This is a genomic window from Rhodomicrobium sp. R_RK_3, assembly GCF_002198715.1.
GTDB lineage: Bacteria > Pseudomonadota > Alphaproteobacteria > Rhizobiales > Rhodomicrobiaceae > R-RK-3.
This window is the reverse complement of the sequence record NZ_MWLK01000016.1, coordinates 66,992-92,525: the sequence shown is the minus strand read 5'-3', so window position 1 is coordinate 92,525 and position 25,534 is coordinate 66,992. Positions and strand designations below refer to the sequence as shown.

The following is a 25,534-nucleotide window of genomic DNA, read 5'->3' as shown; positions in this document are numbered from 1 at the left end:
AGCCGACGCCAGTCGCAATCCTCGATACCGCACCCTTCGCCTTTACCTCGCCACCCCCCGGGCCTTGCGCGGCGGGCGAGCAGCCCGCATCATCGCCTGACGCGCTGAGATGGCGCAATTAGGCCCGGTTCTTGCATTGCATACAATTGCGGCGCGGGGGTTTGCGTGGCCGGCGGCAGCCGAACCCCGCGCGCCAGGTGCCTTTCGCGACAGATCGAGAGAAAAGGGATCCTCTTCATGGCTTTATTCAACGCGAGCCGCTCGACGCTCAGCGGCGCGATCAGGGCCGGTGCGGCCGCCGCAGCTTTGCTTATGGCGCTCCAGAACGGCCTCGCCGCCGCGCCAAAAACCATTACGGCGGTGATGCATTCGGGCGTGCGCGTGCTCGATCCGGTCATCACCACCGCCCATATCACCCGCAACCACGGCTACATGATCTACGACACGCTGCTGGCGATCGACGAGAAATTCCAGCCACAGCCGCAAATGGCCTCCTGGGCGGTCTCCGATGACGGATTGACCTACACCTTTACCCTGCGCGACGGCTTGAAGTTCCACGACGGCGCGCCGGTGACTGCTGAAGATTGCGTCGCCTCGCTTAAGCGCTGGGCACAGCGCGACGGCGGAGGACAGATGATGATGGGCTCCGTCGCCAGCCTCGAGGCGACCGATGCGAAGACCATCAATCTGAAGCTGAAGGAGAAATTCTCCCTGGTGCTGGACCTTTTGGCCAAGCCCTCGGCCATCCCGACCTTCATCATGCCCAAGCGCATCGCCGAAACGCCTGCCGACAAGGCGATCAGCGAGCATATCGGTTCCGGGCCGTTCAAATTCGTCGCCGCCGAATATCAGCCGGGCGTCAAGGTGGTGTACGAGAAGAACACCGACTATGTCCCCCGCTCCGAGCCGCCGAGCGCCACCTCGGGCGGCAAGGTCGTTAAGGTGGACCGCGTCGAATGGATCACCATGCCGGACGCGCAGACGACGGTGAACGCGATCAATAATGGCGAGATCGACTATATAGAGCAGGCGCCATGGGACCTGCTGCCGCTCGTCACCTCCAACAAGGATCTGAACGTCGTCACGCTGAACAAGCTCGGCCAGCAGACCATGGGCCGGATGAACTGGCTCTATCCGCCCTTTGACAATCCCAAGATCCGCCGCGCGGCGCTGCTGGCACTGAACCAGAAGGACGTGCTGGCGGCGCTGGTCGGCAATCCCGAGTACTACAAGGTCTGCGGCTCGATGTATGGCTGCGGCACGCCGCTGGCGACCGATGTCGGCTCCAAGACGCTGACTGGCGATGGCGACGTCGAGGGCGCCAAGGCGCTACTCAAGGAGGCCGGCTATGACGGCACGCCGGTGACGCTGCTGCAGGCGACCGACGTGACGACGCTCACGGCGCAGCCGATCGTTGCGGCGCAGCTTCTGCGCAAGGCGGGCTTCACCGTCGACATGCAGCCGATGGACTGGCAGACGCTGGTCGGCCGCCGCGCCAGCCAGAAGCCGCCGGCCGAGGGCGGCTGGAACCTGTTCTTCACCAATTGGGTGATCCCGGAGGTGTGGAACCCGGTGGTCAATCCGATGCTGAACGGGCGCGGCAAGACCGGCGGCTGGTTCGGTTGGCCGGAGGATGCCAAGCTCGACGCGATGCGCGCCGAATTCGTCAAGGTGGCGACGCCCGAGGAGCGCAAGGCGATCGCTGCCAGGATCCAGGAACACGCGCTGGAGGTGGTGAACTACGTGCCGCTCGGCCAATATGACGTGCCGGGGGTTTGGAACAAGAAGCTGACGGGTCTGCTGTTCTCGCCGGTGCCGGTGTTCTGGAACGCCGAGATCAAGGATTGAGCGCGGAGCTAATGGCGCCCCCCTCACCCTGCGGCTGCGTCGGCGCCCTCTCCCCTCGAGGGAGAGGGCGGGCGCCGAAGGCGACCGGGTGAGGGGGAGCCGCTGGCACCCTCCCAGCGATCTCAAAAGCCGAATGCGGAGTGCTACCGCGAACCACCGAGGCCCCGAATGCTGAGCTACATTCTGCGCCGCATCCTCGCCGCCATCCCGGTCATGGGCGTGGTGGCATTGTTCGTCTTCCTGCTCTTGCGCATCACGCCCGGCGATCCCGCCGCGATCATCGCCGGCGACATGGCGACGCCCGAACAGCTGGAGCGCATCCGCGCCTCGCTCGGCCTCAACCAGCCGATCACCGTGCAGTTCTTCACCTGGATCGGCCAGCTTCTCTCCGGCGACCTCGGCACCTCGCTGATCTCGCAGACACCCGTCACCACGCTGATCGGCCAGCGGCTCGAGCCGACGCTCAGCCTCGCCCTGGTCGCCATCACCCTGTCGATCCTGATCGCGGTGCCGGCCGGCGTAATGGCCGCCTGGCGCCATGGCGGCTTCATCGACAATCTGGTGATGAGCGGCTCCGTGCTCGGCTTCTCGATCCCGGTCTTCGTCATCGGCTATATGCTGATCCAGCTTTTCGCCATCGACCTCGGCCTCTTCCCCGTCCAGGGCTTTCGCAGCATCTTTTCCGGCATCGGCCCCTTCGCCGAGCGCATCGTGCTGCCCGCCTTCACCCTCTCGACCATCTACATCGCCCTGATCGCGCGCATGACCCGGGCCAGTATGCTCGACGTGCTCGGCGAGGATTACATTCGCACCGCCCGCGCCAAGGGGCTGACCGAGCGGCTGGTGCTCTTCCGCCACGCGCTGCGCAACGCCGCCGTGCCGATTCTTACCGTGATCGGCACCGGCTTTGCCTTCATGATCTCCGGCGTCGTCGTCACCGAGAGCGTCTTCAACCTGCCGGGCCTCGGACGGCTCACCGTCGACGCGATCCTTGCCCGCGACTACCCGGTCATCCAGGGCCTGATCCTGCTGACGAGCTTCATCTATGTCGCGGTCAACCTGCTGATCGATCTCTCCTACGCCTTTCTCGACCCGCGGATCCGCTACTGATGGCCATCCACCTGAAAGAAGAGACCGAAGCCTTTTCGCGATGGCGGATGCCGGCGCTGAGATTCCGCCGCCGGCTGATCGTGCCGGTCGCGGCGGGTCTGTGCCTCGCGGCGCTGGTGGTGATGGCGGTGTTCGCGCCCTACCTTGCCCCGCACGACCCGCTCGCCATGCTGCCCGCCCAGCGGCTGAAACCGGCGAGCGAGATGTTCCCGCTCGGCACCGACGCCTTCGGCCGCGACCTGCTCTCGCGCATCATCTACGGCGCCCGCGTCTCGCTGATCGTCGGCATCGGCGCGGCTCTCATCAGCATCGCCATCGGCCTGCCGCTCGGTCTGCTGGCGGGCTTCTTCCGCATCCTCGACGGCATCCTGATGCGGATCATGGATGGCATCATGGCCATCCCCAGCGTGCTGCTCGCCATCGCCATCGTCACGCTCTCGGGCGTCAGCATCTGGACGGTGATGATCGCCATCACCATCCCGGAAATCCCCAAGCTCGTGCGGCTGGCGCGCTCGGTGGTGCTGTCGGCGCGGGAGGAGCCCTATGTCGAGGCGGCGATCTCGGTCGGCAGCTCGATGCCAAAGATCATGTGGCGCCACCTGATGCCGAACACCCTGGCGCCGCTCATCGTGCTCGGCACCTATATCTGCGCCTCCGCCATCCTGACCGAGGCCATCCTCTCCTTCCTCGGCGCTGGGCTCGGCACGGAAACGCCGAGCTGGGGCAACGTCATCGCCGAGGGCCGCGTCTATTTCCAGATCAATCCGGGGCTGATCTTCTGGCCCGGCCTGTTCCTGTCGCTCTGCATCCTCTCGATCAATCTCATCGGCGACGCCGCGCGCGACCTGCTCGACCCGCGTCTCGCCAAAAGGAGCCGGCTATGAGCGGCGCGGATGTCCTCAAGGTCGAAAGCCTCGTCGTCGAAACGGCGGGCGAGGCGACGGTGCCGATCCTGAACAGCATCGCCTTTAGCATCAGCGCGGGCGAGACGGTCTGCCTCGTCGGCGAAAGCGGCTCGGGCAAGTCGGTGACGGCGCTCGCCGTCATGGGGCTGCTGCCCAAGGACGCGCTCGCCGCCCGCTCCGGCCGCATCCTGCTCGGCGGCGAAGACCTGCTCGCCGCATCGCCCGGCCGGATGCGCGACCTGCGCGCCAGCGAAATCGCCATGATCTTCCAGGAGCCGATGACGGCGCTCAATCCGGTGCTGACCGTCGGCCGCCAGATCCAGGAAGTGCTGGAGACCCACACCACCATCCCCTACCGCAAGCACCGCCAGCGGGTTCTCGACATGCTGGAGCAGGTGCATCTGCCCGATCCGGCGCGGATTTTTCACTCCTACCCGCACCAGATGTCCGGCGGCCAGCGCCAGCGCATCATGATCGCCATGGCGCTGATCCTCGAGCCGAAGCTGCTGATCGCCGACGAGCCAACCACCGCGCTCGACGTGACGACCCAGAAGCAGATCCTGCGCCTCATCAGCGAGCTGCAACAGAAGCAGGGCACCTCGGTGCTGTTCATCACGCACGACATGGGCGTCGTCGCCGACATCGCCGACCGCGTTTGCGTCATGCATCGCGGCCATATCGTGGAGACCGGCAAGACCCAGGACGTGCTGCGCCACCCGCAGCGCGACTATACGCGGCAATTGCTGACCGCCGTGCCGAGCCTCATCCCGCGTCCGGTCCGCCCCGAGGACAGCAAGCAGATCGTGCTGGAGACGACGGAGATGTCGAAGGTCTATGGCAGCCGCTCGCTGTTCGGCGGCGACCCGCCGGTGGCCGCCGCCAAGGATGTCAGCCTGTCGCTGAAGCGCGGGCGCACGCTCGGCATCGTCGGCGAGAGCGGCTCGGGCAAATCGACGGTCGCCCGCTGCGTTACCCGGCTGATCGACCCGACCTCGGGCGGCATCCGCGTGCGCGGCCAGGAGATCTCCGACCTGTCGCGGCGCGCGCTCCGGCCCTACCGCAAGCGCATCCAGATCGTGTTCCAGGACCCCTACCGCTCGCTCAACCCGCGCGTCACGGTCGGCGAGAGCATCGCCGAGGGGCCGATCAATTTCGGCACGCCGCGCCGGCAGGCGCTCGACGAAGCGAGGAAGCTCCTCGAACTGGTCGGCCTGCCCGCCGACGCCATCGGGCGCTATCCGCATCAGTTCTCCGGCGGCCAGCGCCAGCGCATCGCCATCGCGCGCGCCATCGCCATGGAGCCAGACGTGCTGGTGGCGGACGAGGCGGTTTCGGCGCTGGACGTTTCGGTGCAGGCGCAAGTGCTGGCGCTGCTGCATGAATTGCAGCAGCGGCTCGGCGTCGCCATCCTGTTCATCACCCACGATCTGCGCGTCGCGGCGCAGATCTGCGACGATGTGGCGGTGATGCAGAAGGGCCGGATCGTGGAATATGGGCCGGCCGAAACCGTGCTGCGCCATCCGAGCGAGGTTTATACGCGCGAACTGATCGAAGCGGCGCCCGGCCGGAACTGGGATTTTGCCAATTTCCGCCCGTTTACGCCGGAGGCGCCTGCCGCCCCGCCGCAAGGCTAGTGTCTTTGGAGTTTGTCCCCGCGCTGTCGTTCCCCTCAGACGAGACCCCGGCCGGAACGCTGCGGCGTACTGGGTCCCCGCCTTCGCGGGGATTGCGAAAAGGTACACTGAGAAAGGCCCTTTAATGCCTGCACCGCGCATCGCCATTGGCGGATTCATGCATGAAACCAATACGTTCGCGCCGAGCAAGGCGGGATTTCAGTCCTTCCAGCTCGGCGGCGGCTGGCCGGCCTTATCGCGCGGCGCGGAGATTTTCCCTGCGAGCCGGAATGTGAATATCGGCCTCAGCGGCTTCATCGACGCGGGGCAGGCATCGGGCTGGGACCTCGTCCCGACGGTGTGGGCGGCGGCCAGTCCCTCCGCCCATGTCACCGAGGACGCCTTCGAGCGCATCACCGGCGAGATCGTCGAAGGCATCCGCGCGGCGGGCGCGCTCGACGCGGTCTACATGGACCTGCACGGCGCCATGGTCTGCGAGCACCTGGACGATGGCGAGGGTGAGATCCTGGCGCGCATCCGCGACGTGATCGGCCCGGACGTGCCGCTGGTCGCGAGCCTCGACCTGCACGGCAATGTCACGCCGCTGATGGTGGAGAAGGCCGACGCGATGATCGCCTATCGCACCTATCCCCATATCGACATGGCCGACACCGGCCGCCGCAGCGCCCTGCATCTCGCCGGGCTGCTCGGCGGCGCGCGCCACGCCAAAGCCTTCCGCCAGCTCGATTTTCTCATCCCCATCGCCTGGCAATCGACCGGCATGGAGCCCTGCCGCAGCCTCTATGCCGAACTCGCCGCCATGGAAAGCGAGGCCGTCCCGTCGCTCTCCTTCCTGCCCGGCTTCCCGGCGGCGGATTTCCCCGATTGCGGCCCCTCCGTCATCGCCTATGGCCGCGACCAGTCCGAGGCGGACGCCGCCGCCGACCGCTTCGCCGCCCTCGTCGCCGCCCAGGAATCCGCCTTCGCCGGCGAAGTGCTCAACCCCGACGAAGGCGTGAAGCGCGCCGCGCAGATCGCTGCGACGGCATCCCGCCCCGTCGTCATCGCCGACACCCAGGACAATCCCGGCGCGGGGGGCAATTCGGACACCACGGGGATGCTGCGGGCGCTCGTCGCCTACAATGCCCGGCGCGCCGCCATCGGCCTGATCGTCGACGCCGCGGCAGCCAATGCCGCCCACACCGCAGGCGTCGGCGCGACCATCGAGATCGCGCTCGGCGGCAAATCCAACATTCCGGGCGATGCGCCCTTCGAGGCCGCCTTCACCGTCGAAGCGCTCTCAGACGGCCGGCTCGTCGCCTCCGGCCCGTTCTACGGCGGCAGCCGCCTCGCGCTGGGGCCATCGGCCTGCCTGCGCATCGGCGATGTCCGCATCGTCGTCGCCTCGCGCAAGACCCAGATGGCCGACCAGCAAATGTACCGCTTTGTCGGCATCGAGCCGCGCGACCAGGCCATCCTCGTCAACAAAAGCTCCGTCCACTTCCGTGCCGATTTCGAGCCGATCTCGGAAAACATCCTCGTCTGCGCCGCGCCTGGACCGATGCCCGTCGATCCGGCAAGCTTGCCCTGGAAACGCCTGCGGCCGGGGATGCGCCTATCGCCGAACGGCCCGGTCTTCACGCCGCCTTCGTCCTAAGGAAACCCCCATGTCCCTGATCCCCTCGATCGAAGCCTTCGCTCCGGAACTCACCGCCATCCGGCAGGATCTGCATGCCCATCCCGAAATCGGCTTCGAAGAGCTGCGCACCGGAGGCATCGTCGCGGAAAAGCTGGAGAGCTGGGGGATCGAGACGCATCGCGGCGTCGGCCGCACCGGCGTCATCGGCATTCTGCACGGCAAGCGCGGTCCCGGCCGCCGCATCGGCCTGCGCGCCGACATGGACGCGCTGCCGATGGACGAGATGACCAACCTGCCTTACCGCTCGACCATTCCCGGACGATTCCACGGCTGCGGCCATGACGGCCACACCACCATGCTGCTGGGCGCGGCGCGCTATCTGGCCGAGCACAATGATTTCGCCGGCACCGCCGTGTTCATCTTCCAGCCCGCCGAGGAAGGGCTCGGCGGCGCCCGCGCCATGATCGCCGACAGGCTGTTCGAGCGCTTCCCCTGCGACGAGGTCTACGGCATGCACAACGCGCCGCGGCTCGATCCCGGAAAGGTCTCGATCTTCCCCGGACCGGCCATGGCGGGGGCCGATTTCTTCGACATCCGCATCAAGGGGCGCGGCGGCCACGGCGCGCGGCCAGAATCCTCGCGCGACCCGATCGTCATCGCTTCGGCGCTGGTGCAGGCGCTGCAATCCATCGTCAGCCGCAATGCCAACCCGCTGGAGGCGGTCGTCTTGTCGGTGACGCAGATCCATTCCGGCACCGCCCATAACATCATCCCCGAGGAGGCGACGCTCGCCGGGACCATGCGGGCTTTCTCGCCCGAGCTTGCCGAATTGGTGCGCGGCCGGATGCGCGCCATCATCGCCGGCATCGCCGCCGCCTTCGAGGTCGAGATCGACCTGAACATGAGCAACACCTTCACCGTGCTGGTCAACCACGAGGCGGAGACCGCCGCCTATGCCGATGCCATCAAAGACATTGTCGGCGCGGAGAACCTGCTGACCGAGCCGTTTCCTGTCATGGGCAGCGAGGATTTCGCCGACATGCTGGAGGCCGTGCCGGGCGCCTACTGCTGGGTCGGCCATGCGGGCGACGTGCCGGTGCACAATCCCGGCTTCGTGCTCGATGACGGCATTTTGCCGGTCGGCGCCAGCATTCTGGCCCGCATCGTCGAGCGCCGCCTCGCCATCGCGCCGTAATAGACGCCAATGGCGCGCGCGGAAGCTCTCGCAATCCGCGCCGCCAAGGCATAGATAAAGGCTGGTGCATCGAGTCCCACGGAATTTCGCGGCGGCCGGCCTCCTCGCGGGCGCGTGGCCGCAAAGGAGGCGCCATGCAGCGCGCGAGCAACCAGCCTGCCGAACGCGTAACCGATTCAGGCGTTTCCAGCGGCATTGCGACGGCGAAGCGCAGTGAAACAGGCCCTTTGCGCGTCGTGATCTGCGGCGGCGGCTCCGGCGGCCTCGTGCTGGCGACGGCGCTTGCCGACAAGAATGGCCGCAATCCAAACTATGCCGTCACGCTCGTCGACCCGACCGCGACCCATGTCTGGAAGCCGCTGCTGCATGAATTCGCCTCCGGCAGCGCCGATGCCAGCTTCCACGAGGTCGCCTTCATTGCGCTTGCCCGCTGGCATGGCTTTCACTTCGCGCAAGGGCCGCTGGAAGCCATCGACCGCGAAAAGCGCGAAGTGCTGATCGGCGCCGCGCATGACGAGACCGGCGCCGAACTCGCGCCGCCCCGCCGTCTGCCTTACGACGTGCTGGTGATCGCGGTCGGCGGCGTCACCAACGATTTCAACATTCCCGGCGTGCGTGAAAACGCCTATTTTCTCGACGGCGCCGTCGATGCCGAGCGGCTGCACCGGCGCATCGTGCAGGCCTGTATGCGCGCCAATCACGGGCTGGATGCCGGCGTCCAGCATCTCGATATCGCCATCGTCGGCGGCGGCGCGACAGGCGTTGAACTGGCCGCCGAGCTGCGCGCCACGACACGCGAGCTCTTGGCCTACGGGCTCGACAATCTCGATCCGGAAAAATTCATCCGCCTGAAAGTCATCAACGCCGATCCGCGCCTGCTTCTGCAATTGCCCGAGCGCATCGCCTCCTCGGTCGAGGAGATCCTGCACAAGCTCAATGTCGACGTGCTGAACGGCCAGATGGTGACCGAGGTCACGCCCGGCCGCATCATGACGAAATCGGGCGAGAGTATTGCCTCCGATATCACCATCTGGGCGGCGGGCGTCAAGGCACCGGGTTTTCTCGCCAATATCGGCGGTCTGGAGACCAACCGCGCCAATCAGATCGTCGTCACGCCGACGCTGCAGACGACGCGCGACCCCAACATTTTCGCCATCGGCGACTGCGCCGCCGCGCCCTGGCTCGGCACCGACAAGCTGGTGCCGCCGCGCGCCCAGGCCGCCTATCAGCAGGCCCGCTATCTGCTGAAGGCGATCCCGCGCTCAGCGGCCGGCGAGCTGCTGAAGCCGTTCAGCTACAATGATTTGGGCTCGCTGGTGTCGCTCGGCGGCCAAAGCGCGGTCGGCACGCTGATGGGGCTGGCGCGCGGCGCCGGCATCCGCATCGAAGGGTTTTTGGCGCAGATGATCTATCGCTGGCTCTATAAGCGCCATCAGGCCGCGCTGTACGGCTGGTGGGCCGTCTCGCTCGACAGCATCGGCGGCTGGATGCGCCGCGTCACCCGCCCGCAGGTCAAGGTGCATTGATCGAGCCCGGTTCGGGATCAGCCCGCTACCAGTTGTATTGTTATTCCCGCGAAGGCGGGAATCCAGCCACGTCCACAGCGGGCTCCTCGAGGATGCTGGATTCCCGCCCGCGGGAATGACAAAAAGGGGATGGGTCGCGCGCCTGACGTTTCCATCTGAAATGATCCCGCGTAGCTCGCGATGATCCCGCTCAGACCGGGCGTCCGGCCTGCATCGCGGCGCGCACATCGGCTTCGCGCGGCATCGGGGCGACCGCGCCCCAGCCGAGCGTCGACAGCGCCGCCGCCACATTGGCGTAGCGCGCGGCCTCGATCACGGCATCGCCCGCCAGCAGCCTCGCCAGAAAGGCCCCGTCGAACGTATCGCCCGCGCCGGTGGCATCGACCTGGCTGACCGGGAAGGCCGGGATGAGTTCGCGCGCCTCGGGCGTGGCGACCAGCGTGCCGGACTTGCCCATCGTGAGGGCGACGATCTTCGGGCCGAGATTGAGATAGAAATCCACGACGGCGGACGGGTCGTCGATGCCGATGAGGTGGCGGGCGTCGTCGAGGCCGGGCAGGGCGATGTCGGCCTGCGCCATGGCGGCGTGGATGACGGCGCGGGCGCGGTCCACCGGCCAGAGCGAGAGCCGCAGATTGGGGTCGTAGCTGACGCGGACGCCTGCCGCGCGCGCCATGCCGATGGCGGCGAAGACGGCGTCGCAGGCGCTGTCGCTGATGGCCTGGCTGATGCCGGAGACATGTAGGATGCGGGCGCTCTGGATGACGGCCGGGTCGAGGTCGGCGGCCGTAATGAGGCTCGCCGCCGAGCCCTTTCGGCGGAAAGTGAAGCGGTGCTCGCCATTCTCATAGGTGATGAAATAGAGGCCGGTCGGAGCGTCCGGCACGGTGCGGACGGCGCCGATATCGACGCCTTCACGCGTCCATAGCTCGATCAGCGCCTTGCCGAAACTGTCGCCGCCGACCGCGCTGAGATAGCCCGCGCTCGCGCCCTGGCGCGCGGCGGCGATGGCGCAATTCGAGGTGTCGCCGCCGAAGCCGGGCAGGAACAGCGTCTCGCCATTGCGCTCGACCGAGCTGAGTTCGTAGAGCGGTTCGCCGAAACAGAGCAGATCAGGCATGGTCGCGCCTCGGATTGGTGCCTAACGGGACCGGATCAGTTGAAAAGCAAGTCGGCCTCGCCCCCGCACGGCTGCGTTTTCCTCTCCGAAGAGACCTATCCCTTCCGTCGTCCCGGACACCGCGAAGCGGTGAGCCGGGACCCACTCGCTGATCAGCAAGCACCGTGCCAGCCGGGAGGCGAGTAGGCCCCGGCTCTAACGGCCGGGGCGACGGATGAGAGGTTTTGGAATTTGCAGAGGCTTCCCAATGCGAAAGGGACACCGCTGCGGATTGGCGCGAGGCCGTCGGGAGATTGCCTCTATCTCATCTGATCCTGGTCTAGCCAGCGACAGAGCCCAACCCGGCGGCGTTCGTCAACCGGGAATGTTGCGGCCCCTCAGCCCGCGCCGTTCTGCATGAAGGGCAGGGCGATGCCGAAGCGGCCGGCAAAGCGCTCGAAAGCCTGCGCCGTCTCGGGATCGACGGGGACGCCTTGCGTCTCGCGCCGGGCCGCCTCCGCCCATTCGCGGTCGCCCGGCGCCATCACCGCCGCGCCCGCCCGTGCCGGGGAGGCGCGCAGGCGCTTCAGATAGCGCTGCATCGAGGACTGGAAACCGTCCTCGCCGACGACGGCATCGGCGCGCATCGCCAGCACGAAGGCGCCCAGATGCCGGGGTTTTGACATGTTCGGCGTCACCATCGGGCCGACTTCGAAGCTGAGCCTCATGCCGGTGAACACCGCGCTCAGGATTTCCGCAATGCCCGCCATCCCCGCGCCCTTGAAGCCGAAGGCCCCGCCGAGCGGCGCCAGCATGGTCGCTTCGGCCGCGTCCTGCGTATCCTCGCCATCGGCGGAGGAGGCGACGCCCGCCGGCAGCGTGCGGCCGAGGCTGCGGCTCAGCCGCACCTTGTTGTAGGAGATCGCACTGGTGGCCATGTCGAACAGCCAGGGCCGCGCCTCGCCGGAGGGTGCCGCGACGGCGATCGGATTGGTGCCGTGGAACGGGGCCGCGCCGTCATGCAGGCGGACGATGCTGTCGGAATTGCAGCTCACAAGGCCGATGCAGCCGGCCTCGGCGGCGGCGAGGGCAAAAGCCCCCGCCGGCCCGAAATGCGAGCTGTTCTGCACTGCCACCGCGCCGAGACCGTTTGTCTGCGCGATCTGGACGGCGTGCTCCATGGCCTTGTAGGTCGCCAGCGCGCCATGGCCATTATCGGCGTCGAGCGTCGCGATGGCGGGGAGATTGCTGGAAATCCGCATCTCCGGGCGCGGATTGACGCGGCCGAGCGTCAGCACCTTGGCGTAATGCTCCAGCAGCCGGACGCCGTGGCTGTCCACGCCGAGGCGCGAGCCGTGCAGCATGGCGCGGGTAGCGGCATCGGCGGTCGCCTCGTCGGCGCCGACGGCGAGCAGCACGGCGCGCGAGAAGCGGGCGAGGGCGTCGATGGGGGCGCGTTTGGCGACGGGATCGCCCGAGGGCGGCGGGGTGGCGCTCATTGGGGCTGCCTCCCCGTCGCAGGGGGCAGATGCCCAGGCAAAAAGGCGCAACTCTCCCATGCCGGGTCAATAGCGGCTGCGGCCATGCGTCGGTCCTCCCCATAGGCGTTGCACCTTGCTGGGGTGCCGCCCTTTACGTCTTTTATGGACACGAAACAATAAAACAGCGGGTCGCACAAATGCATTTTATCATCATTCTGTGCCGCGTACCGAAGACGGCCGGGAGGAGAATCGATGAGTTTTGCCACGCCAAGCTTTGCACTCGACGGAAAGACCGCGCTCGTCATCGGCGGCTCGAGCGGCATCGGCCGGGAGATCGCGCTCGGCTTTCAGGGGGCGGGAGCGAAGGTGCTGATCGCCGCGCGGGGGCAGGAGAGGCTCGATCGCGTTTCTGCCGAACTTGGCGCGGAGGCCGGCGCCCGCATCGCCTATGCCGCCGATCTGCGCGATGTCGGCGCGCTGGCAACGCTCTGCGAGATCGTGCGTGCCGAGCATGGGGCGCTGCATATCCTCGTCAACTGCCAGGGCGTGACGGAGATCAAGCCCGCCATCGACCTCACCGAAGCCGAGTACGACGCCATTCTCGACACCAACCTGAAGAGCGTCTTCTTCGCCTGCACTTTATTCGGGCGCGGCATGATCGAGCGCGGGGAGGGCGCGATCATCAACATCTCCTCGCTCGCCGCGCATACGGGCTGGGCGAACGCCGCCGCCTACTGCGCCAGCAAATGGGGGGTCGCCGGCATCACCCAGAGCCTTGCCGCCGAATGGGGCGAGAGCGGCGTCCGGGTGAACGCCATCGCGCCCGGCTTCTTCATGACCGACCTCAATCGGGCGAAAATGCCGGAGGCGCGCAAAGCCGAGGCCCGGCGGCGCAGCGCCATGAAGCGCATGGGCGAATTGCCCGAACTGGTCGGCGCGGCGATCTTCCTCGCCTCGGACGCCGCCCGCTTTGTCACCGGCTCGAGCTTACGCGTCGATGGCGGCTATCTGTCCTCGGGGATCTGAGCCTACGCTTCCTCGCCGACCAGGGCGATGGCGAGGCCGTCCCAGCCCTTGCCGCCGACGGTCTGCAGGGCCGTGGCGCTGAGGCGCGGGTTCTCGCCGATCATTTTTAGGAAGCGCTGGACGCCCTGCACGCTCGGGTCGATACTGTCAGGGTTCGCGACTTCGCCCTGGCGCACCACATTGTCGCCGACGATCACCGTGCCGGGGCGGGAGAGTTTGAGCGCCCAGGTCAGGTAGTCCGGCATGGACGGTTTGTCGGCGTCAAGGAAGATCAGGTCGAACGGCGCTTCGGCGGTCAGCGCCGGCAGGAGGTCGATGGCGAAGCCGATGCGCAAATCGACCGCGTCGGCGAGCCCGGCATTGGCGATATTCGATTTGGCGACGGCGGCGTGGGCGGGTTCCGCTTCGAGGGTGATGACGCGGCCCTGCTTGCCGACCGCGCGGGCGAGGCAGATCGTGCTGTAGCCGCCGAGCGTGCCGATTTCGAGGATGCGCCTCGCGCCGATCATGCGGGCGAGCAGATTGAGCAACTGGCCCTGCAGGGGCGACACGTCGATGGCGGGCAGATGCGCCGCTTCATTGGCCGCAAGCGCCGCGTCCAGCGCCGGATCGCCGAGGCGCAAGCTCTCGGCCAGATAGCGATCCACTTCGTTCGGGGTCTTTTCGGTCATCAATGCCGCTCCTGCTTTCACGAGCGGGAGAGATTACGCGCATTGCCGCCGCAAGTCAGGCCCGGCCGGATCAATCTTCGCGGCCGAAAACGCGCTTCAGCGAGGTTTTTGCCGCCTCCAGCGTCTTGAGCTGGGCGGCGGGCAGGTTTGTCCCGGCCCGGTTGATGTAGAAAGTCAGCATCGACATGGCGGACTGGTAGGGCGTGGTTTTGCGCCGCTTGCTGGCCTCCGCCGACCGCTTCAGCGACCGCGCGATCTCGTCGGGGTCGCTGCCTTTGAACACATCATGTTCGAGATCGAGGGCGTCGCTATGTTCGGTGACTTCGGCGGACCATTTATCCGGCGGCTTGGTCTTGCCTTTGGCCTTGGCCATCGCTGTGCTCCATTGCTGAACTCATTCGTGGCGGTGCATCGCCGAATGGTGCTTGGTGTCGCGCATCGTCAAATAGACGAGGAGCGAGATGGCGATGAGCGCGGTGAGGTAGTAGGCGAACCAGACCTCGTGCCCGATCGACTTGAAATAGAGCGCGATCGAATCCGCCGTGCCGCCAAAAATCGAGACGGTGACCGCATAGGGCAGGCCGACGCCCGTCGCGCGCACCTTGGTGGGGAACAACTCGGCCTTCACCACGGCGTTGATCGAGGTGTAGCCGGAGACGATCAGCCAGGCGGCGCAGATCAGAAGGAAGGCGGTGAGGGCCGATTTCGACTGGCCGAGCAGGTTGAGCAGCGGCACGGTAAACAAGGTGCCGGTGACGCCGAACCAGATCAGCAGCCATTTGCGCCCGATCCGGTCGGACAGCGCGCCGTAAAGCGGTTGCAGCACCATGGCGAAGATCAGGCTGCCGGCGGTGACCAGCGTCGTCTGATTGTCCGTCAGCCCGACCGACAGTTTCAGGAATTTCTGCATATAGGTCGTGTAGGTGTAGAAAGCTGCCGTGCCGCCTGCGGTCAGGCCCACCACCAAGAGGATCTCGCGCGGGTATTTCAGCAGCGCGCGCAGCGAATTGCTCTCCGTGCCGGTCTTCTGCGCTTCGACGAAGGCTTCGGTTTCCTGAAGATTGCGGCGCATCACGGCGGCGACGATGGCCAGCAGCGCGCCGATGAAGAACGGGATGCGCCAGCCCCAGGCCCTGAGCTCGTCGGGCGTCAGGAAGAACTGCTGCAGCAGGATCAGCACGAGGATGGCACAGAGCTGGCCGCCGATCAGCGTCACATATTGGAAGCTGGAATAGAAGCCGCGGTGCTTTTCGTCGGCGATTTCCGTGAGATAGGTGGCGCTGGTGCCGTATTCGCCGCCAAGGCTGAGGCCCTGCACCATGCGCGCGATGCCGAGCACGATGGGGGCGGCGATGCCGATGGTGGCATAGGTCGGCGTCACCGCGATCATCAGCGAGCCGAAGCACATCAGCACGACCGACAGCGTCAGCGCATTGCGGCGGCCATGGCGATCGGCCAGGTAGCCGAACAGCCAGCCGCCGAGCGGGCGGACCAGGAAGCCGGCGGCGAACAAGACGGCGGCGTTGAGCTGCTGGACGACGGGGTCTTCGGAGGGGAAGAAGGCGGGCGCGAAATAGAGCGCGAAGGCGGCGTAGGCGTAGAAATCATACCACTCGACCAGATTGCCGACCGAGCCGATGAAAATGGCCTTCAGCCGCCGGCTGACATCCGCGCGCGAAAATTCCTCTGGCGTCACCGCGACCATGCAGCGTTTCCTTCATCTTGCCGATTTCAGCCGGGCGGCCCGTGCGTCGAATTGGCTCAGCGGATCGCGCGCCCATAACAACGCGGCGGAAGGCTTTGTTCCGCCGCCCGAATTGCTGCTCTGACTGTGGCTTGCGTGGTCACGTCAGGGTTTTTCGAGAAAACCCTTGGCGACAAAGACCTGCCGCATCTCGGGCGAGGCGGCGAAGGCCAGGAAGGCACGCCCCTGCGCCTTGCGCGGCGAGGCGGCGAGGGCCGCGCCCTGGTAGAGCGTTTCCTTTTGCAGCGGGGCCGGCAGCGGCCCGACCAGCTTGGCGCCCTCGACGGGCAGAATTTCGGTAATCTGGTGAATGCCGAGTTCGATTTCGCCATGGCCGACCGGCTCGATGACATAGCCGCCGCTGCCGAGCGTGGTCTTGGCCTTGACCGCGTCGGCGATGCCGAGCTGCTCGATCATCTTGGCGACATAGGCGCCGCTGGTGCCGCGCGCCGGGTCGATATAGACGATGGATTTGGCCGAAAGCAGCGCCTGTTTGAGCGCTTCCGGCGTGGAGATGTCCGGGTAAGGGGCCTTGGCATTGACGGCGACGCCGATGGCGACGCGGCCGATATCGGTGATCGAGGCGGCGTCGACGGTCGCGGATTTGGTCGCGGCGGCCATGCGGTCGTCGGACAGCACCACGAGGTCCGGCGCGGCGCCCTCGCCGAGCTTCTGCATCAGCGGACCCATCGGCATGTAGCTGATGTCGAGCTTCGATCCGGATTTCTTCTCATAGAGCGTGGCGACTTCGGCCAGCGCGTTCTGCACCGCCCCGCCGCTATAGATCGTGAGGTCGGCGGCGCGCGCCGGGGCGGCCGCGAGCGCGGCGGCGGCGATCAGGAATGCCGGAAGCAGTTTATGCACGATCATGGGTCCGCTCTGAGGTCGGGAGGCCGGCCGGGGGCGGCCATTCTGGAAGCGGTGAGAATCATAGGCCGGGATCGCACCCGCGCAATCGCCAAGGCTTTGCGGCCGGTTCACATTCTCGGGATGTCGCGCGCCGCCTTGCTGCGGCAGTCTGCCCGGCCCGTCGGAAGCGGTTCACAAATCCGCCTCGATGCTATAATTTATCGGTCGATAATCAGTTGGGAGGATGCAATGAGCCTGAACCGGCAAGCCATCTATGATGCGGCGAAAAAGATCTCCAATTGGGGCCGCTGGGGCAAGGATGACCAGATCGGCACCTTGAACAACGTGACCCCCGCCGACATTGTCGGCGCCGCCGGGCTCGTGAAGCGGGGCAAGGTGTTCTCGCTCGGCCTGTCGCTGAAGGAGCCGATCCAGTCGGGCCTGTTCGGCGGCCGCTGGAACCCCATCCACACCATGCTGGCGACCGGCACCGACGCCGCCGCCGGCAATCAGGACGAGCCCGCGCCATACCTGCGCTACGCCGACGACGCCATCAATATGCCCTGCCAGGCCTCGACCCAGTGGGACGCGCTCTGCCACATCTTCCTCGACGACAAGATGTATAATGGTTTCGACGCCACGTTGGTCGACGCTAGGGGCGCGAAAAAACTCGGCATCGAGCATACGCGCGACAAGATGGTCGGGCGGGGCGTGCTGCTCGACATGGCGCGCTTCAAGGGCTTGGATTCGCTCGCCGACGGCTATGCGATTACGAATTCCGACATGGACGAATGCGCGGCGGCGCAAGGGGTGGCGATCCGCAAGGGCGATTTCGTCATCGTGCGCACCGGCCATCAGGAGCGCTGCCTCGCCAAGAAGGACTGGTCGGGCTACGCGGGCGGCGCGGCGCCGGGCTTTGCCTTCGAGACCTGCTTCTGGCTGAAGGAGAAGGACGTCGCCGCGATCTGCTCCGATACCTGGGGCTGTGAGGTGCGGCCGAACGAGACCAACGAAGCCAACCAGCCCTGGCATTGGGTGGTGATCCCGGCGCTCGGCATTTCCATGGGCGAGATCTTCTATCTGAAGGAACTCGCCGAGGATTGCGCCTCCGACAAGGTTTATGAGTTCTTCTTCATCGCGCCGCCGCTGCATCTGCCGGGCGGGGCCGGCTCGCCGATCAATCCACAGGCGATCAAATAAGGACAAGGCGCCATGGCGAAATATCTCAAGCGCGGCCGGGACGCGGCCTTGCGGGCGGAAGACGCCGCGCAGGTGCGCACCGCCGTCGAGACCATCCTGGCCGATATCGAGGCGCGCGGCGATCGGGCCGTGCGCGCGCTCTCGGCCAAGTTCGACGGCTGGGAGCGAGAGGATTTCCGGCTCACCGATGCCGAGATCAAGGACTGCCTGTCGCAGCTCCCGCAGCGCGATCTGGACGATATCCGCTTCGCCCAGGAGCAGGTGCGCGGCTTTGCCCAGCACCAGCGCGACGCCTTGAAGGATATCGAGGTCGAGACGCTGCCGGGCGTCGTGCTGGGTCATAAGAACATCCCGGTGAATTCGGTCGGCTGCTATGTGCCCGGTGGCAAATATCCGATGGTGGCCTCGGCGCATATGTCGATCATCACCGCGAAAGTTGCGGGCGTCGAGCGGATCGCCACCTGCGCGCCGCCCTTCCATGGCAAGCCCGCCGCCGCCATCGTCGCCGCCCAGCATATGGCCGGTGCGGATGAGATCTACTGCCTCGGCGGCATCCAGGCGGTCGGGGCGATGGCGCTCGGGACGGAGAGCATCGCGCCGGTCGATATGCTGGTCGGGCCGGGCAATGCCTTCGTCGCCGAGGCCAAGCGCCAGCTTTACGGGCGCGTCGGCATCGACCTGTTCGCCGGTCCGACCGAGACGCTGGTGATCGCCGACGACAGCGTCGACGGCGAAATCTGCGCGACCGACCTCCTGGGCCAAGCCGAACACGGGCCGAACTCGCCCGCGATCCTGCTCACCAATTCCGAGAAGCTGGCGCGCGACACCATGGCCGAGATCGAGCGGCTGCTGAAGATCCTGCCGACCGCGGCCATTGCCGGCAAAGCCTGGGAGGATTATGGCGAGGTCGTCGTCTGCGAGGACGAGGAGGAGATGGTGCGCGAGGCCGACCGCATTGCCTCCGAGCATGTGCAGGTGATGACGCGCGACCCGGATTATTTCCTCAAGCGGATGACCAATTACGGCGCGCTGTTCCTCGGCCCGCGCACCAATGTGGCCTATGGCGACAAGGTGATCGGCACCAACCACACGCTGCCCACCATGAAGGCGGCGCGCTATACGGGGGGCTTGTGGGTCGGCAAATTCCTGAAGACCTGCACCTACCAGCGCGTGCTGACGGATGAAGCCTCCGCGAAGGTCGGCGAATATTGCTCGCGGCTGTGCATGCTGGAGGGCTTTGTCGGCCATGCCGAGCAGGCGAACATCCGCGTTCGGCGCTATGGCGGGCGGAATGTGCCATACGGCGCAGCCGCCGAATAATCTCGTCGTCCCGGCCTTGAGCCGGGGCTCACTCGCAGATCCACGGGCGTTGCGGCAAGAGGTGAGGCGAGTGGGCCCCGGCTCTGACGGCCGGGGCGACGGAGTAGGGGAACTTTGGGGAACGGGGACAGGGGAACACACCATGGACGCAAACGAGCTGCCGAAGACCCCGTCCTTCCGCCTCGACGGGCGGCGGGCGCTGGTGACCGGAGCCGGGCGCGGCATCGGCCTCGCGGTCGCCGCCGCCTTCGCGGAGGCCGGGGCGCATGTCACGCTCTGTGCGCGTAGCGCGGCCGAGATCGAAGCCGCCGCCGAGGCCATCCGCGCGCGCGGCCAGCGCGCCGATACGCTCGCCTGCGACGTCACCGATCTCGAAGCCTTCGCCGCCGCCATCGACCGCGCCGAGCCCTACGACATCCTCTTCAACAATGCCGGCACCAACCGGCCAAAGCCCTTCGTCGACGTGCCTCCCGCCGATTTCGACGCCATCTTCAACCTCAATGTCCGCGCCGCCTATTTCGCCGCCCAGGCCGTCGTCCGCAAGCTCATCGCGGCGGGCAAGCCGGGCTCGATCATCAACGTGTCCTCGCAGATGGGCCATGTCGGGGGCCCGAACCGCTCGCTCTATTGCGCCTCCAAATGGGCGATGGAGGGGTTTTCGCGTGCCATGGCCATCGAACTCGGGCCGCACGCCATCCGCGTCAACACCATCTGCCCGACCTTCATCGAGACGCCGATGACGCGGCCTTATTTCGAGGACGAAGCCTTCCGCCGCAGCGTCATCTCCAAGATCAAGCTCGGGCGGCTCGGCACGCTCGAGGACCTGATGGGCGCCGCGATCTTCCTCGCCTCCGACGCCTCGGCGCTGATGACGGGTTCCTCGCTCATGCTCGACGGCGGCTGGACCGCCGATTGAAAGCCTTGTCCCGCCGCGCAACTCACGCTAAATTATCGACTGATAATCAAGGCAAGTGAGGAACCCCCAGATGCGTGCGCTTGGCTTCAATCATCTGTCGATCGGGTCGAAAGACCTGGAGGCGTCCCTGCGGTTCTACGAGACCGTTTTCGGCATGGAGCGCATCCCGACCTATAATTTCGGTTTCACCACGCAATATCTGCGCTGCGGGAATTTACAGCTCCACGTCTTCCAGCTCGACGACCATGTGCCGGTCTATCAGCATTTCGCGCTCGATGTGGACGATTTCCACGCCGTCTATGAAGCGGCAAAAAAGCTCGGCGCGCTGGAATCGGTCACCTTCCGCAATGCCATCAACGAGCTGCCGGACGGCTCGGTGCAGATGTATCTGCGCGACCCTGGTGGCAATCTGCTCGAAGTCGACTGGCCGGATGTGACGACGCTCGACCGCTCGCGCATCCCCGAATTGCGCAGCCTTGCTGAATTCGCGCCGCAGGAGGGCGAGGCGCTGGCCGCCTCACTCTATCTGGACCGCCCGGATTTCGCCCCCAGCGGGCATTGACGCCCAACCCAAAGCGGAGGACGCGATGTCCGAGACCAATGCGACGGCCCCAAGGCGCCCCTGGGCTAATATGGGCGCCGGCTACAACGCCATGATGCAGCGCGCCGAGGCGCTGGTGCCGATGCTGCGCGAGCGCGCGGTGGAGACCGAGGCGCTGCGGCGTCTGCCCGAGGAGACCGAGCGCGCATTGCACGCATCGGGCCTGTTCCGCATCTGCCAGCCGCGCCGGGTCGGCGGGGCGGAGCTGGATTACGTCGCCATGATCGACATCGCCGATGTGCTGGCGCGGGGCGATGCCTCCGTCGCCTGGAACGTCACGAATCTGGCTAGCCATCATTGGATGCTGGCCATGTTCGACGAGGCCGCGCAGAACGCCATCTGGGACGAGAGCCCGGATGTGCTGATCGCCTCCTCCTTCGTGTTTCCTGCTGGCCGCGCCAAGAAAGCCGAAGGCGGCTATGTGCTGAAAGGCCGCTGGCCGTTCTGCTCCGGCGTCGAGCCGAGCGGCTGGTCGATGCTGGCGGGGATGGTCGCGGGCGAGGGCGGCCCGCCGGAGCACCGCGTCTTCCTAGTGCCGAGGAGCGATTACAAAATCATCGACACTTGGACCGCGCTCGGCCTGCAAGGCACCGGCTCGCATGATGTCGAGATCGCCGAGGCCTTCGTGCCGGAACACATGACGGTCGCGGTGGCGTCGATGGCGGGCGGGCCGACGCCGGGGCACGCCGTCAATCCGGCGCCGCTGTTCAGGATCCCGGTCTTCGCGCTGTTCCCCTATGTGCTGTCGGGCATCGCGCTCGGCAACGCGCAAGCTTGCCTCGACGATTACGTGGAGGCGACGCGCACGCGCACCGCGACCTTCAACAGCGCCCGGCTCGGCGATCTGCAATCGATCCAGATCAAGATCGCCGAGGCCTCGGCCAAGATCGACGCCGCCCGGCTCATCATGCGGCAAGCCTGTATCGACGCCCAGCAGGACGCCGCCGCCGGCCGCATCCCCGGCATGCTGGAGAAGAACCGCTATCGCCGCGACGGCGCGTTCTCCGTCAATCTCTGCACCGAGGCGGTCTCGACGCTGTTCGCCATCAGCGGGGCGCGCGGGCTCGCAATGTCCGGCGCGGTGCAGCGCCAGCTTCGCGACGCGCTTGCGGTTGCTGCGCATATCTCGTTTAGCTTCGACGCCGCGGGCGGCAATTTTGGTAAGGTCGCCCTCGGCCTGCCCAATGAGAACCCCGTGCTATGACGCCCATGCCCCGAATGAAGACCGAAAGAGCAAGAAAACTCGCGGCGCCCGCGACCCCGCCGCCCCAGAAGCAGAAGCGGCTCTCGCCCGGCGAGCGCAAGCGCGACTTCATCCAGAAGGCCGCCGAACTTTTCGCCGAGGAAGGTTTTGGCGGCGGCACGCGCGAGCTGGCGAACAAGCTCGGCGTCACCCAGCCGCTGCTCTACCGCTATTTCCCGAGCAAGGAAGAGCTGATCGAGGAGGTCTACCGCTCGGTCTTCCTCGACCGCTGGGACCCGGAATGGGACGCGCTGCTCGCCGACCGCGCCGTGCCGATCCGCGAGCGGCTGGAGCGGTTCTACTGCTCCTACACCGACGCCATCTTCACCCGGCAATGGCTGCGCATCTATCTGTTCGCCGGCCTGAAGGGCCTCGACCTCAACAGCCGCTATATCGAATTCGTGCAGGAGCGGATTCTCACCCGCATCATCGTCGAATACCGGCATGAGGCCGGCCTGCCGCCGCAGGAGAAACCCGCCGCCGCCGAGATGGAGCTGGCCTGGTTCCTGCAAGGCGGCATCTTCTATTACGGCGTCCGCAAGCATCTCTACGGGCTCGAGGTGCTGGAGGACAAGGACCGCGTCATCGCCAACGCGCTCGATGTCTTTCTCGAAGGCATCTCCCGGCTGTTCGCGACCTCGGTCCGCATGCGCTCGGCCTATGGCCGCCGTTCGGTCGTGCGGGACGAAGGCGCGGCCTGATCAGGCTATTCCGCCATGAAGCGCGCAAAGGCGTCCTTGTGATCCTCGCGCCAACGCGACAGAGCCGGCCGGTTCTTGATCAGATCGTCCGCCATCCATTGCATCCGGCGTTCATCGACCGGGCGGGCGACGGCATTGTCCGGGCACAGGATGTAGAAATCGCCGCGCTCGAGGCTCTCGATCATGAAGTCGATGAGCTGATCGGGTGTCCAGGCGCCGTCGGGCTTGGGCTTGCCGCCCGCCGCGCCGGTGAGGCCGGTATGCACCCAGCCGGGGATGAGCAGATGCACGCCCAGATGCGGCGCTTCCGTCGACAATGCGAAGGCCAGTTGCTCGGTGAGCGAGCGCACCGCCGCCTTGCTGGCATTGTAGGCGGCGGCGCCCGGCGGGTTGGTGATGCCCTGCTTGGAGCCGGTGTTGATGATGAGGCCGGGCTGCTTCCGCGCGATCATGCCTTCGGTGAAGGCGGTGACGCCATGCACGACGCCCATCAGATTGACGTCGATGACCCGGTGCCAGAGCGCCGCGTCCTGCCAGGGTTTGGCGTCGCCCGCGCCGATGGCGGCGTTGTTCATCAGCACGGCGACATCGCCGAATTGCGCCAGCGCCTGATCGCGCAGTTTCTCAACCTGCTCATAGTGCGAGACATCGGTCGGCACGGCGAGCACGCCGCCGCCCTTGGCTGCCTTTTCGACCTCGGATCGCGCCGCCTCGAGCGCCGCGCCGGGAAGATCGGCCAGCACGACATTCATGCCGAGCGCGGCGAAGCGCCGGGCGGCGGCAAGCCCGATGCCGCTTGCCGCGCCGGTGATAACGGCGGTCCGGCCGGATGTGAGAATGCTGTTCAGCATGGTTTAGCTCCAATCTGGGGATGGGGAGTGCGGAAACACTCGCAAAATCGAATCCGGAATCTGGCCCTCGCGCGGGCGGGGGCCAAGCAACATTTTTGTCAGCTCCGGCCTTGTCCTTGAATTAATCGATCGCAATCACTATGATTAGATTTGATTGAAAGGATTCTCGATGGAAACCAAAGTCCTGACCGCTCACGTGCCGCTGCCGCTCGCCGAGAAGGTGGACCAGATCGCCGCTAGGCTGGAGCGGTCGCGCGGCTGGATCGTCAAGCAGGCGCTGATGGCGTGGGTCGAGCAGGAAGAGGAGCGTAGCCGGCTGACGCGCGAGGCTCTGGCCGATGTCGATTCCGGTGAGGCGATCGACCATCATGCGGTGAAATCCTGGGCCGAGAGCCTGGATGAGGAGGACCCGCTGCCGGTACCGCGATGATGGAGCTGAAATGGACCGCCAAGGCCGTCTCGGATTTGGCGCGTCTGCACGCATTTCTGGCGCCGGTGAACCGCAAGGTAGCGGCGCGCACGGTTCAATCTCTGACCGCCGCACCGGTCCGGCTGCTGGAGCATCCGCGCCTCGGCGAAAAGCTAGAGGAGTTCGACCCGCGCGAAGTGCGCCGCCTCCTGGTCGGGCAGTACGAGCTCCGCTACGAGCTCCAGGGCTCGACGATTTTCGTGCTCCGCCTCTGGCACACGCGCGAAGACCGCTAACGCCTTCGTCCCGGACGCCGCTAAAAGGTGAGCCGGGACCCAATCATCGATCCGCGAAGGCTGGCGCAAGAGGATATGCGAGTGGGCTCCCAGCTCTGACGGCCGGGGAGAGTGGCGGCGACGCACCGACGTCGCAGAGCTGCTGCCCGGCGGCCATGTGAACCTTGCCGAGGCTGACGGGCTAAGGCATAGCCGGATCGAGGAAACAGATGTCGCGGCGTGTGCCCGCGCGAGAAATCGGAGGACGCCATGCGTCTATTGGTGGTTGGGGCCGGTGCGACCGGCGGCTATTTCGGCGGGCGGCTGGCAGGGGCCGGGCGCGATGTGACCTTTCTCGTCAGGCCGAAGCGCGCGGAAGCGCTGCGGGCGAACGGCCTGCAAATCCTCAGCCCGCACGGCGACCTGACGCTCACGCCGAAGACCGTCACCGCCGCCGATCTCGCGGAAAAGTTCGACGCGATCCTGCTCTCCGTGAAAGCCTATTCGCTCGACGCGGCGATCGAGGATTTTGCCCCGGCCGTCGGCCCTGGGACGATGATCCTGCCCGTGCTCAACGGCATGAGACATATGGACGTTCTCACCGCCCGCTTCGGCGCGGAGGCCGTTGCCGGATCCGTCTGCCGGGTCGCGGCCGATATCGACGCCGAAGGCCGCATCGTGCAGATGGCCAAGTTCCACGAGCTTGCCTATGGCGAACGGGACGGCACGATTTCGCCGCGCATGGAGCAACTGGACGCCTTCATGCAGGGCGCCGGGTTCGATGCGAGGCTCCTCCCCGAGATCGAGCGGGAGATGTGGGAGAAATGGACGCTGCTCGCCTCGCTCGCCCTCACCTGCATGTTGCGCGGCAATGTCGGCGAGATCGTCGCGGCGCATGGCGGGGCGGAGATTGCGGAACGGTTCGTCGGCGAAGTGGTCGCCGTCATCAGCGCGGTCGGCAAGGCACCGCGGCCGGAGGTCGTCGAGACTGTGCGCGGGACGCTGACTCTGGCCGGTTCGACGGTCTCGCCGTCGATGTACCGCGACATGTCGAAGGGCGCCCCGATCGAGGCCGACCAGATCATCGGCGATCTGCTGGCGCGCGCGCAGGGCGCCGGCATTCCGGTGCCGCTGCTCGAAGTGGTCTATGCCAGCCTGTCGATCTATCAGAACCGGCTCGCGGCTAAGGCGGCGTAGGGTACTGACCGCCGCCCACTCGCTTGTCATTCCCGCGAAGGCGCGAATCCATTACCCCGCAGCATTCGCGTTTGAGGCACAGCCTCACGGCGAAGTTTGCCCTTTACTGGATCCC

The 25,534-nt window shown here is 66.4% G+C and carries 24 protein-coding genes; 17 read left to right on the top strand and 7 right to left on the bottom strand.

The window, feature by feature from the left end:
• Window positions 1-312 precede the first annotated feature (312 nt).
• The 7 genes from BLEFHOIH_RS08805 to BLEFHOIH_RS08775 all read left to right on the top strand — a co-directional run bounded on the left by BLEFHOIH_RS08805 (window position 313) and on the right by BLEFHOIH_RS08775 (window position 9,836).
• Window positions 313-1,848: an ABC transporter substrate-binding protein gene (locus BLEFHOIH_RS08805; protein WP_245296938.1), complete on the top strand. Its 1,536-nt coding sequence runs from the start codon at window positions 313-315 to the stop codon at window positions 1,846-1,848.
• A 168-nt stretch (window positions 1,849-2,016) separates the two neighbouring features.
• Entirely contained in the window at window positions 2,017-2,958 is a 942-nt protein-coding gene (locus BLEFHOIH_RS08800) for an ABC transporter permease (protein ID WP_088344483.1), read from the top strand.
• A 47-nt stretch (window positions 2,959-3,005) separates the two neighbouring features.
• Window positions 3,006-3,842, top strand: coding sequence for an ABC transporter permease (locus tag BLEFHOIH_RS08795; RefSeq protein WP_245296937.1), 837 nt, complete (start codon window positions 3,006-3,008; stop codon window positions 3,840-3,842).
• On the top strand, window positions 3,839-5,497 hold the full coding sequence (locus tag BLEFHOIH_RS08790) for an ABC transporter ATP-binding protein (RefSeq protein ID WP_088344479.1): 1,659 nt from the start codon (window positions 3,839-3,841) through the stop codon (window positions 5,495-5,497). Before BLEFHOIH_RS08795 ends, BLEFHOIH_RS08790 begins: the two co-directional genes overlap by 4 nt.
• Window positions 5,498-5,621: 124 nt before the next feature.
• A complete protein-coding gene (locus BLEFHOIH_RS08785; protein ID WP_088344477.1) occupies window positions 5,622-7,133 on the top strand; it encodes a M81 family metallopeptidase in 1,512 nt (503 codons plus the stop codon).
• Window positions 7,134-7,143: 10 nt separating this feature from the next.
• Window positions 7,144-8,310: a M20 aminoacylase family protein gene (locus tag BLEFHOIH_RS08780; protein WP_088344475.1), complete on the top strand. Its 1,167-nt coding sequence runs from the start codon at window positions 7,144-7,146 to the stop codon at window positions 8,308-8,310.
• A gap of 134 nt (window positions 8,311-8,444) precedes the next feature.
• Window positions 8,445-9,836 (top strand): NAD(P)/FAD-dependent oxidoreductase, encoded by a 1,392-nt coding sequence (locus BLEFHOIH_RS08775; RefSeq protein WP_088344473.1) that lies wholly within the window; start codon window positions 8,445-8,447, stop codon window positions 9,834-9,836.
• A 190-nt stretch (window positions 9,837-10,026) separates the two neighbouring features.
• Here BLEFHOIH_RS08775 and BLEFHOIH_RS08770 read toward each other — a convergent pair whose 3' ends face one another.
• Window positions 10,027-10,956: a sugar kinase gene (locus tag BLEFHOIH_RS08770; protein ID WP_088344471.1), complete on the bottom strand. Its 930-nt coding sequence runs from the start codon at window positions 10,954-10,956 to the stop codon at window positions 10,027-10,029.
• Between the two features lie 377 nt (window positions 10,957-11,333).
• Entirely contained in the window at window positions 11,334-12,434 is a 1,101-nt protein-coding gene (locus BLEFHOIH_RS08765; protein ID WP_088344470.1) for an Ldh family oxidoreductase, read from the bottom strand.
• 234 nt (window positions 12,435-12,668) lie between these two features.
• Here BLEFHOIH_RS08765 and BLEFHOIH_RS08760 point away from each other — a divergent pair, with 234 nt between their 5' ends.
• Window positions 12,669-13,442: an SDR family NAD(P)-dependent oxidoreductase gene (locus BLEFHOIH_RS08760; RefSeq protein ID WP_088344468.1), complete on the top strand. Its 774-nt coding sequence runs from the start codon at window positions 12,669-12,671 to the stop codon at window positions 13,440-13,442.
• Between the two features lie 2 nt (window positions 13,443-13,444).
• Here the strand turns inward: BLEFHOIH_RS08760 and BLEFHOIH_RS08755 are convergent, their stop codons facing one another.
• The 4 genes from BLEFHOIH_RS08755 to BLEFHOIH_RS08740 form a co-directional block, all read right to left on the bottom strand.
• Window positions 13,445-14,113 (bottom strand): O-methyltransferase, encoded by a 669-nt coding sequence (locus BLEFHOIH_RS08755; protein ID WP_088344466.1) that lies wholly within the window; start codon window positions 14,111-14,113, stop codon window positions 13,445-13,447.
• A 70-nt stretch (window positions 14,114-14,183) separates the two neighbouring features.
• The gene (locus BLEFHOIH_RS08750) at window positions 14,184-14,486 is read right to left on the bottom strand and encodes a DUF3175 domain-containing protein (protein WP_088344464.1); all 303 of its coding nucleotides are present in this window, start codon (window positions 14,484-14,486) and stop codon (window positions 14,184-14,186) included.
• A 21-nt stretch (window positions 14,487-14,507) separates the two neighbouring features.
• Window positions 14,508-15,818, bottom strand: a complete 1,311-nt coding sequence (locus tag BLEFHOIH_RS08745; protein ID WP_088344462.1) for an MFS transporter — start codon at window positions 15,816-15,818, stop codon at window positions 14,508-14,510.
• Window positions 15,819-15,962: 144 nt separating this feature from the next.
• Window positions 15,963-16,727, bottom strand: coding sequence for a substrate-binding domain-containing protein (locus BLEFHOIH_RS08740; protein WP_088344460.1), 765 nt, complete (start codon window positions 16,725-16,727; stop codon window positions 15,963-15,965).
• Window positions 16,728-16,955: 228 nt separating this feature from the next.
• Here BLEFHOIH_RS08740 and BLEFHOIH_RS08735 point away from each other — a divergent pair, with 228 nt between their 5' ends.
• The 6 genes from BLEFHOIH_RS08735 to BLEFHOIH_RS08710 all read left to right on the top strand — a co-directional run bounded on the left by BLEFHOIH_RS08735 (window position 16,956) and on the right by BLEFHOIH_RS08710 (window position 22,687).
• Entirely contained in the window at window positions 16,956-17,906 is a 951-nt protein-coding gene (locus tag BLEFHOIH_RS08735; RefSeq protein WP_088344458.1) for a cyclase family protein, read from the top strand.
• A gap of 12 nt (window positions 17,907-17,918) precedes the next feature.
• Entirely contained in the window at window positions 17,919-19,226 is a 1,308-nt protein-coding gene (hisD, locus tag BLEFHOIH_RS08730; RefSeq protein ID WP_088344457.1) for a histidinol dehydrogenase, read from the top strand.
• Window positions 19,227-19,368: 142 nt separating this feature from the next.
• Window positions 19,369-20,142, top strand: a complete 774-nt coding sequence (locus BLEFHOIH_RS08725; protein ID WP_088344455.1) for a glucose 1-dehydrogenase — start codon at window positions 19,369-19,371, stop codon at window positions 20,140-20,142.
• Between the two features lie 70 nt (window positions 20,143-20,212).
• Window positions 20,213-20,704: a VOC family protein gene (locus tag BLEFHOIH_RS08720; protein ID WP_088344453.1), complete on the top strand. Its 492-nt coding sequence runs from the start codon at window positions 20,213-20,215 to the stop codon at window positions 20,702-20,704.
• Window positions 20,705-20,729: 25 nt separating this feature from the next.
• A complete protein-coding gene (locus BLEFHOIH_RS08715) occupies window positions 20,730-21,947 on the top strand; it encodes an acyl-CoA dehydrogenase family protein (RefSeq protein ID WP_245296928.1) in 1,218 nt (405 codons plus the stop codon).
• Window positions 21,948-21,961: 14 nt separating this feature from the next.
• Window positions 21,962-22,687: a TetR/AcrR family transcriptional regulator gene (locus tag BLEFHOIH_RS08710; RefSeq protein WP_088344451.1), complete on the top strand. Its 726-nt coding sequence runs from the start codon at window positions 21,962-21,964 to the stop codon at window positions 22,685-22,687.
• A gap of 5 nt (window positions 22,688-22,692) precedes the next feature.
• Here the strand turns inward: BLEFHOIH_RS08710 and BLEFHOIH_RS08705 are convergent, their stop codons facing one another.
• Window positions 22,693-23,538 (bottom strand): SDR family NAD(P)-dependent oxidoreductase, encoded by an 846-nt coding sequence (locus BLEFHOIH_RS08705; protein WP_088344449.1) that lies wholly within the window; start codon window positions 23,536-23,538, stop codon window positions 22,693-22,695.
• 169 nt (window positions 23,539-23,707) lie between these two features.
• On the opposite strand from BLEFHOIH_RS08705, the gene BLEFHOIH_RS08700 reads away from it, so the two are divergent.
• The 3 genes from BLEFHOIH_RS08700 to BLEFHOIH_RS08690 all read left to right on the top strand — a co-directional run bounded on the left by BLEFHOIH_RS08700 (window position 23,708) and on the right by BLEFHOIH_RS08690 (window position 25,419).
• Window positions 23,708-23,968 (top strand): ribbon-helix-helix domain-containing protein, encoded by a 261-nt coding sequence (locus BLEFHOIH_RS08700; protein ID WP_088344447.1) that lies wholly within the window; start codon window positions 23,708-23,710, stop codon window positions 23,966-23,968.
• Window positions 23,968-24,243, top strand: a complete 276-nt coding sequence (locus BLEFHOIH_RS08695; protein WP_088344445.1) for a type II toxin-antitoxin system RelE/ParE family toxin — start codon at window positions 23,968-23,970, stop codon at window positions 24,241-24,243. Before BLEFHOIH_RS08700 ends, BLEFHOIH_RS08695 begins: the two co-directional genes overlap by 1 nt.
• Before the next feature lie 249 nt (window positions 24,244-24,492).
• A complete protein-coding gene (locus BLEFHOIH_RS08690) occupies window positions 24,493-25,419 on the top strand; it encodes a ketopantoate reductase family protein (protein ID WP_088344675.1) in 927 nt (308 codons plus the stop codon).
• The last annotated feature ends 115 nt before the right edge of the window (window positions 25,420-25,534 follow it).

Bases quoted from the DNA above. Each gene is read 5' to 3' on its own strand.
- BLEFHOIH_RS08805 (WP_245296938.1), top strand. From the start codon at position 313: ATGGCGCTCCAGAACGGCCTCGCCGCCGCGCCAAAAACCATTACGGCG.
- BLEFHOIH_RS08800 (WP_088344483.1), top strand. From the start codon at position 2,017: ATGCTGAGCTACATTCTGCGCCGCATCCTCGCCGCCATCCCGGTCATG.
- BLEFHOIH_RS08795 (WP_245296937.1), top strand. From the start codon at position 3,006: ATGCCGGCGCTGAGATTCCGCCGCCGGCTGATCGTGCCGGTCGCGGCG.
- BLEFHOIH_RS08790 (WP_088344479.1), top strand. From the start codon at position 3,839: ATGAGCGGCGCGGATGTCCTCAAGGTCGAAAGCCTCGTCGTCGAAACG.
- BLEFHOIH_RS08785 (WP_088344477.1), top strand. From the start codon at position 5,622: ATGCCTGCACCGCGCATCGCCATTGGCGGATTCATGCATGAAACCAAT.
- BLEFHOIH_RS08780 (WP_088344475.1), top strand. From the start codon at position 7,144: ATGTCCCTGATCCCCTCGATCGAAGCCTTCGCTCCGGAACTCACCGCC.
- BLEFHOIH_RS08775 (WP_088344473.1), top strand. From the start codon at position 8,445: ATGCAGCGCGCGAGCAACCAGCCTGCCGAACGCGTAACCGATTCAGGC.
- BLEFHOIH_RS08770 (WP_088344471.1), bottom strand. From the start codon at position 10,956: ATGCCTGATCTGCTCTGTTTCGGCGAACCGCTCTACGAACTCAGCTCG.
- BLEFHOIH_RS08765 (WP_088344470.1), bottom strand. From the start codon at position 12,434: ATGAGCGCCACCCCGCCGCCCTCGGGCGATCCCGTCGCCAAACGCGCC.
- BLEFHOIH_RS08760 (WP_088344468.1), top strand. From the start codon at position 12,669: ATGAGTTTTGCCACGCCAAGCTTTGCACTCGACGGAAAGACCGCGCTC.
- BLEFHOIH_RS08755 (WP_088344466.1), bottom strand. From the start codon at position 14,113: ATGACCGAAAAGACCCCGAACGAAGTGGATCGCTATCTGGCCGAGAGC.
- BLEFHOIH_RS08750 (WP_088344464.1), bottom strand. From the start codon at position 14,486: ATGGCCAAGGCCAAAGGCAAGACCAAGCCGCCGGATAAATGGTCCGCC.
- BLEFHOIH_RS08745 (WP_088344462.1), bottom strand. From the start codon at position 15,818: ATGGTCGCGGTGACGCCAGAGGAATTTTCGCGCGCGGATGTCAGCCGG.
- BLEFHOIH_RS08740 (WP_088344460.1), bottom strand. From the start codon at position 16,727: ATGATCGTGCATAAACTGCTTCCGGCATTCCTGATCGCCGCCGCCGCG.
- BLEFHOIH_RS08735 (WP_088344458.1), top strand. From the start codon at position 16,956: ATGAGCCTGAACCGGCAAGCCATCTATGATGCGGCGAAAAAGATCTCC.
- hisD (WP_088344457.1), top strand. From the start codon at position 17,919: ATGGCGAAATATCTCAAGCGCGGCCGGGACGCGGCCTTGCGGGCGGAA.
- BLEFHOIH_RS08725 (WP_088344455.1), top strand. From the start codon at position 19,369: ATGGACGCAAACGAGCTGCCGAAGACCCCGTCCTTCCGCCTCGACGGG.
- BLEFHOIH_RS08720 (WP_088344453.1), top strand. From the start codon at position 20,213: ATGCGTGCGCTTGGCTTCAATCATCTGTCGATCGGGTCGAAAGACCTG.
- BLEFHOIH_RS08715 (WP_245296928.1), top strand. From the start codon at position 20,730: ATGTCCGAGACCAATGCGACGGCCCCAAGGCGCCCCTGGGCTAATATG.
- BLEFHOIH_RS08710 (WP_088344451.1), top strand. From the start codon at position 21,962: ATGAAGACCGAAAGAGCAAGAAAACTCGCGGCGCCCGCGACCCCGCCG.
- BLEFHOIH_RS08705 (WP_088344449.1), bottom strand. From the start codon at position 23,538: ATGCTGAACAGCATTCTCACATCCGGCCGGACCGCCGTTATCACCGGC.
- BLEFHOIH_RS08700 (WP_088344447.1), top strand. From the start codon at position 23,708: ATGGAAACCAAAGTCCTGACCGCTCACGTGCCGCTGCCGCTCGCCGAG.
- BLEFHOIH_RS08695 (WP_088344445.1), top strand. From the start codon at position 23,968: ATGGAGCTGAAATGGACCGCCAAGGCCGTCTCGGATTTGGCGCGTCTG.
- BLEFHOIH_RS08690 (WP_088344675.1), top strand. From the start codon at position 24,493: ATGCGTCTATTGGTGGTTGGGGCCGGTGCGACCGGCGGCTATTTCGGC.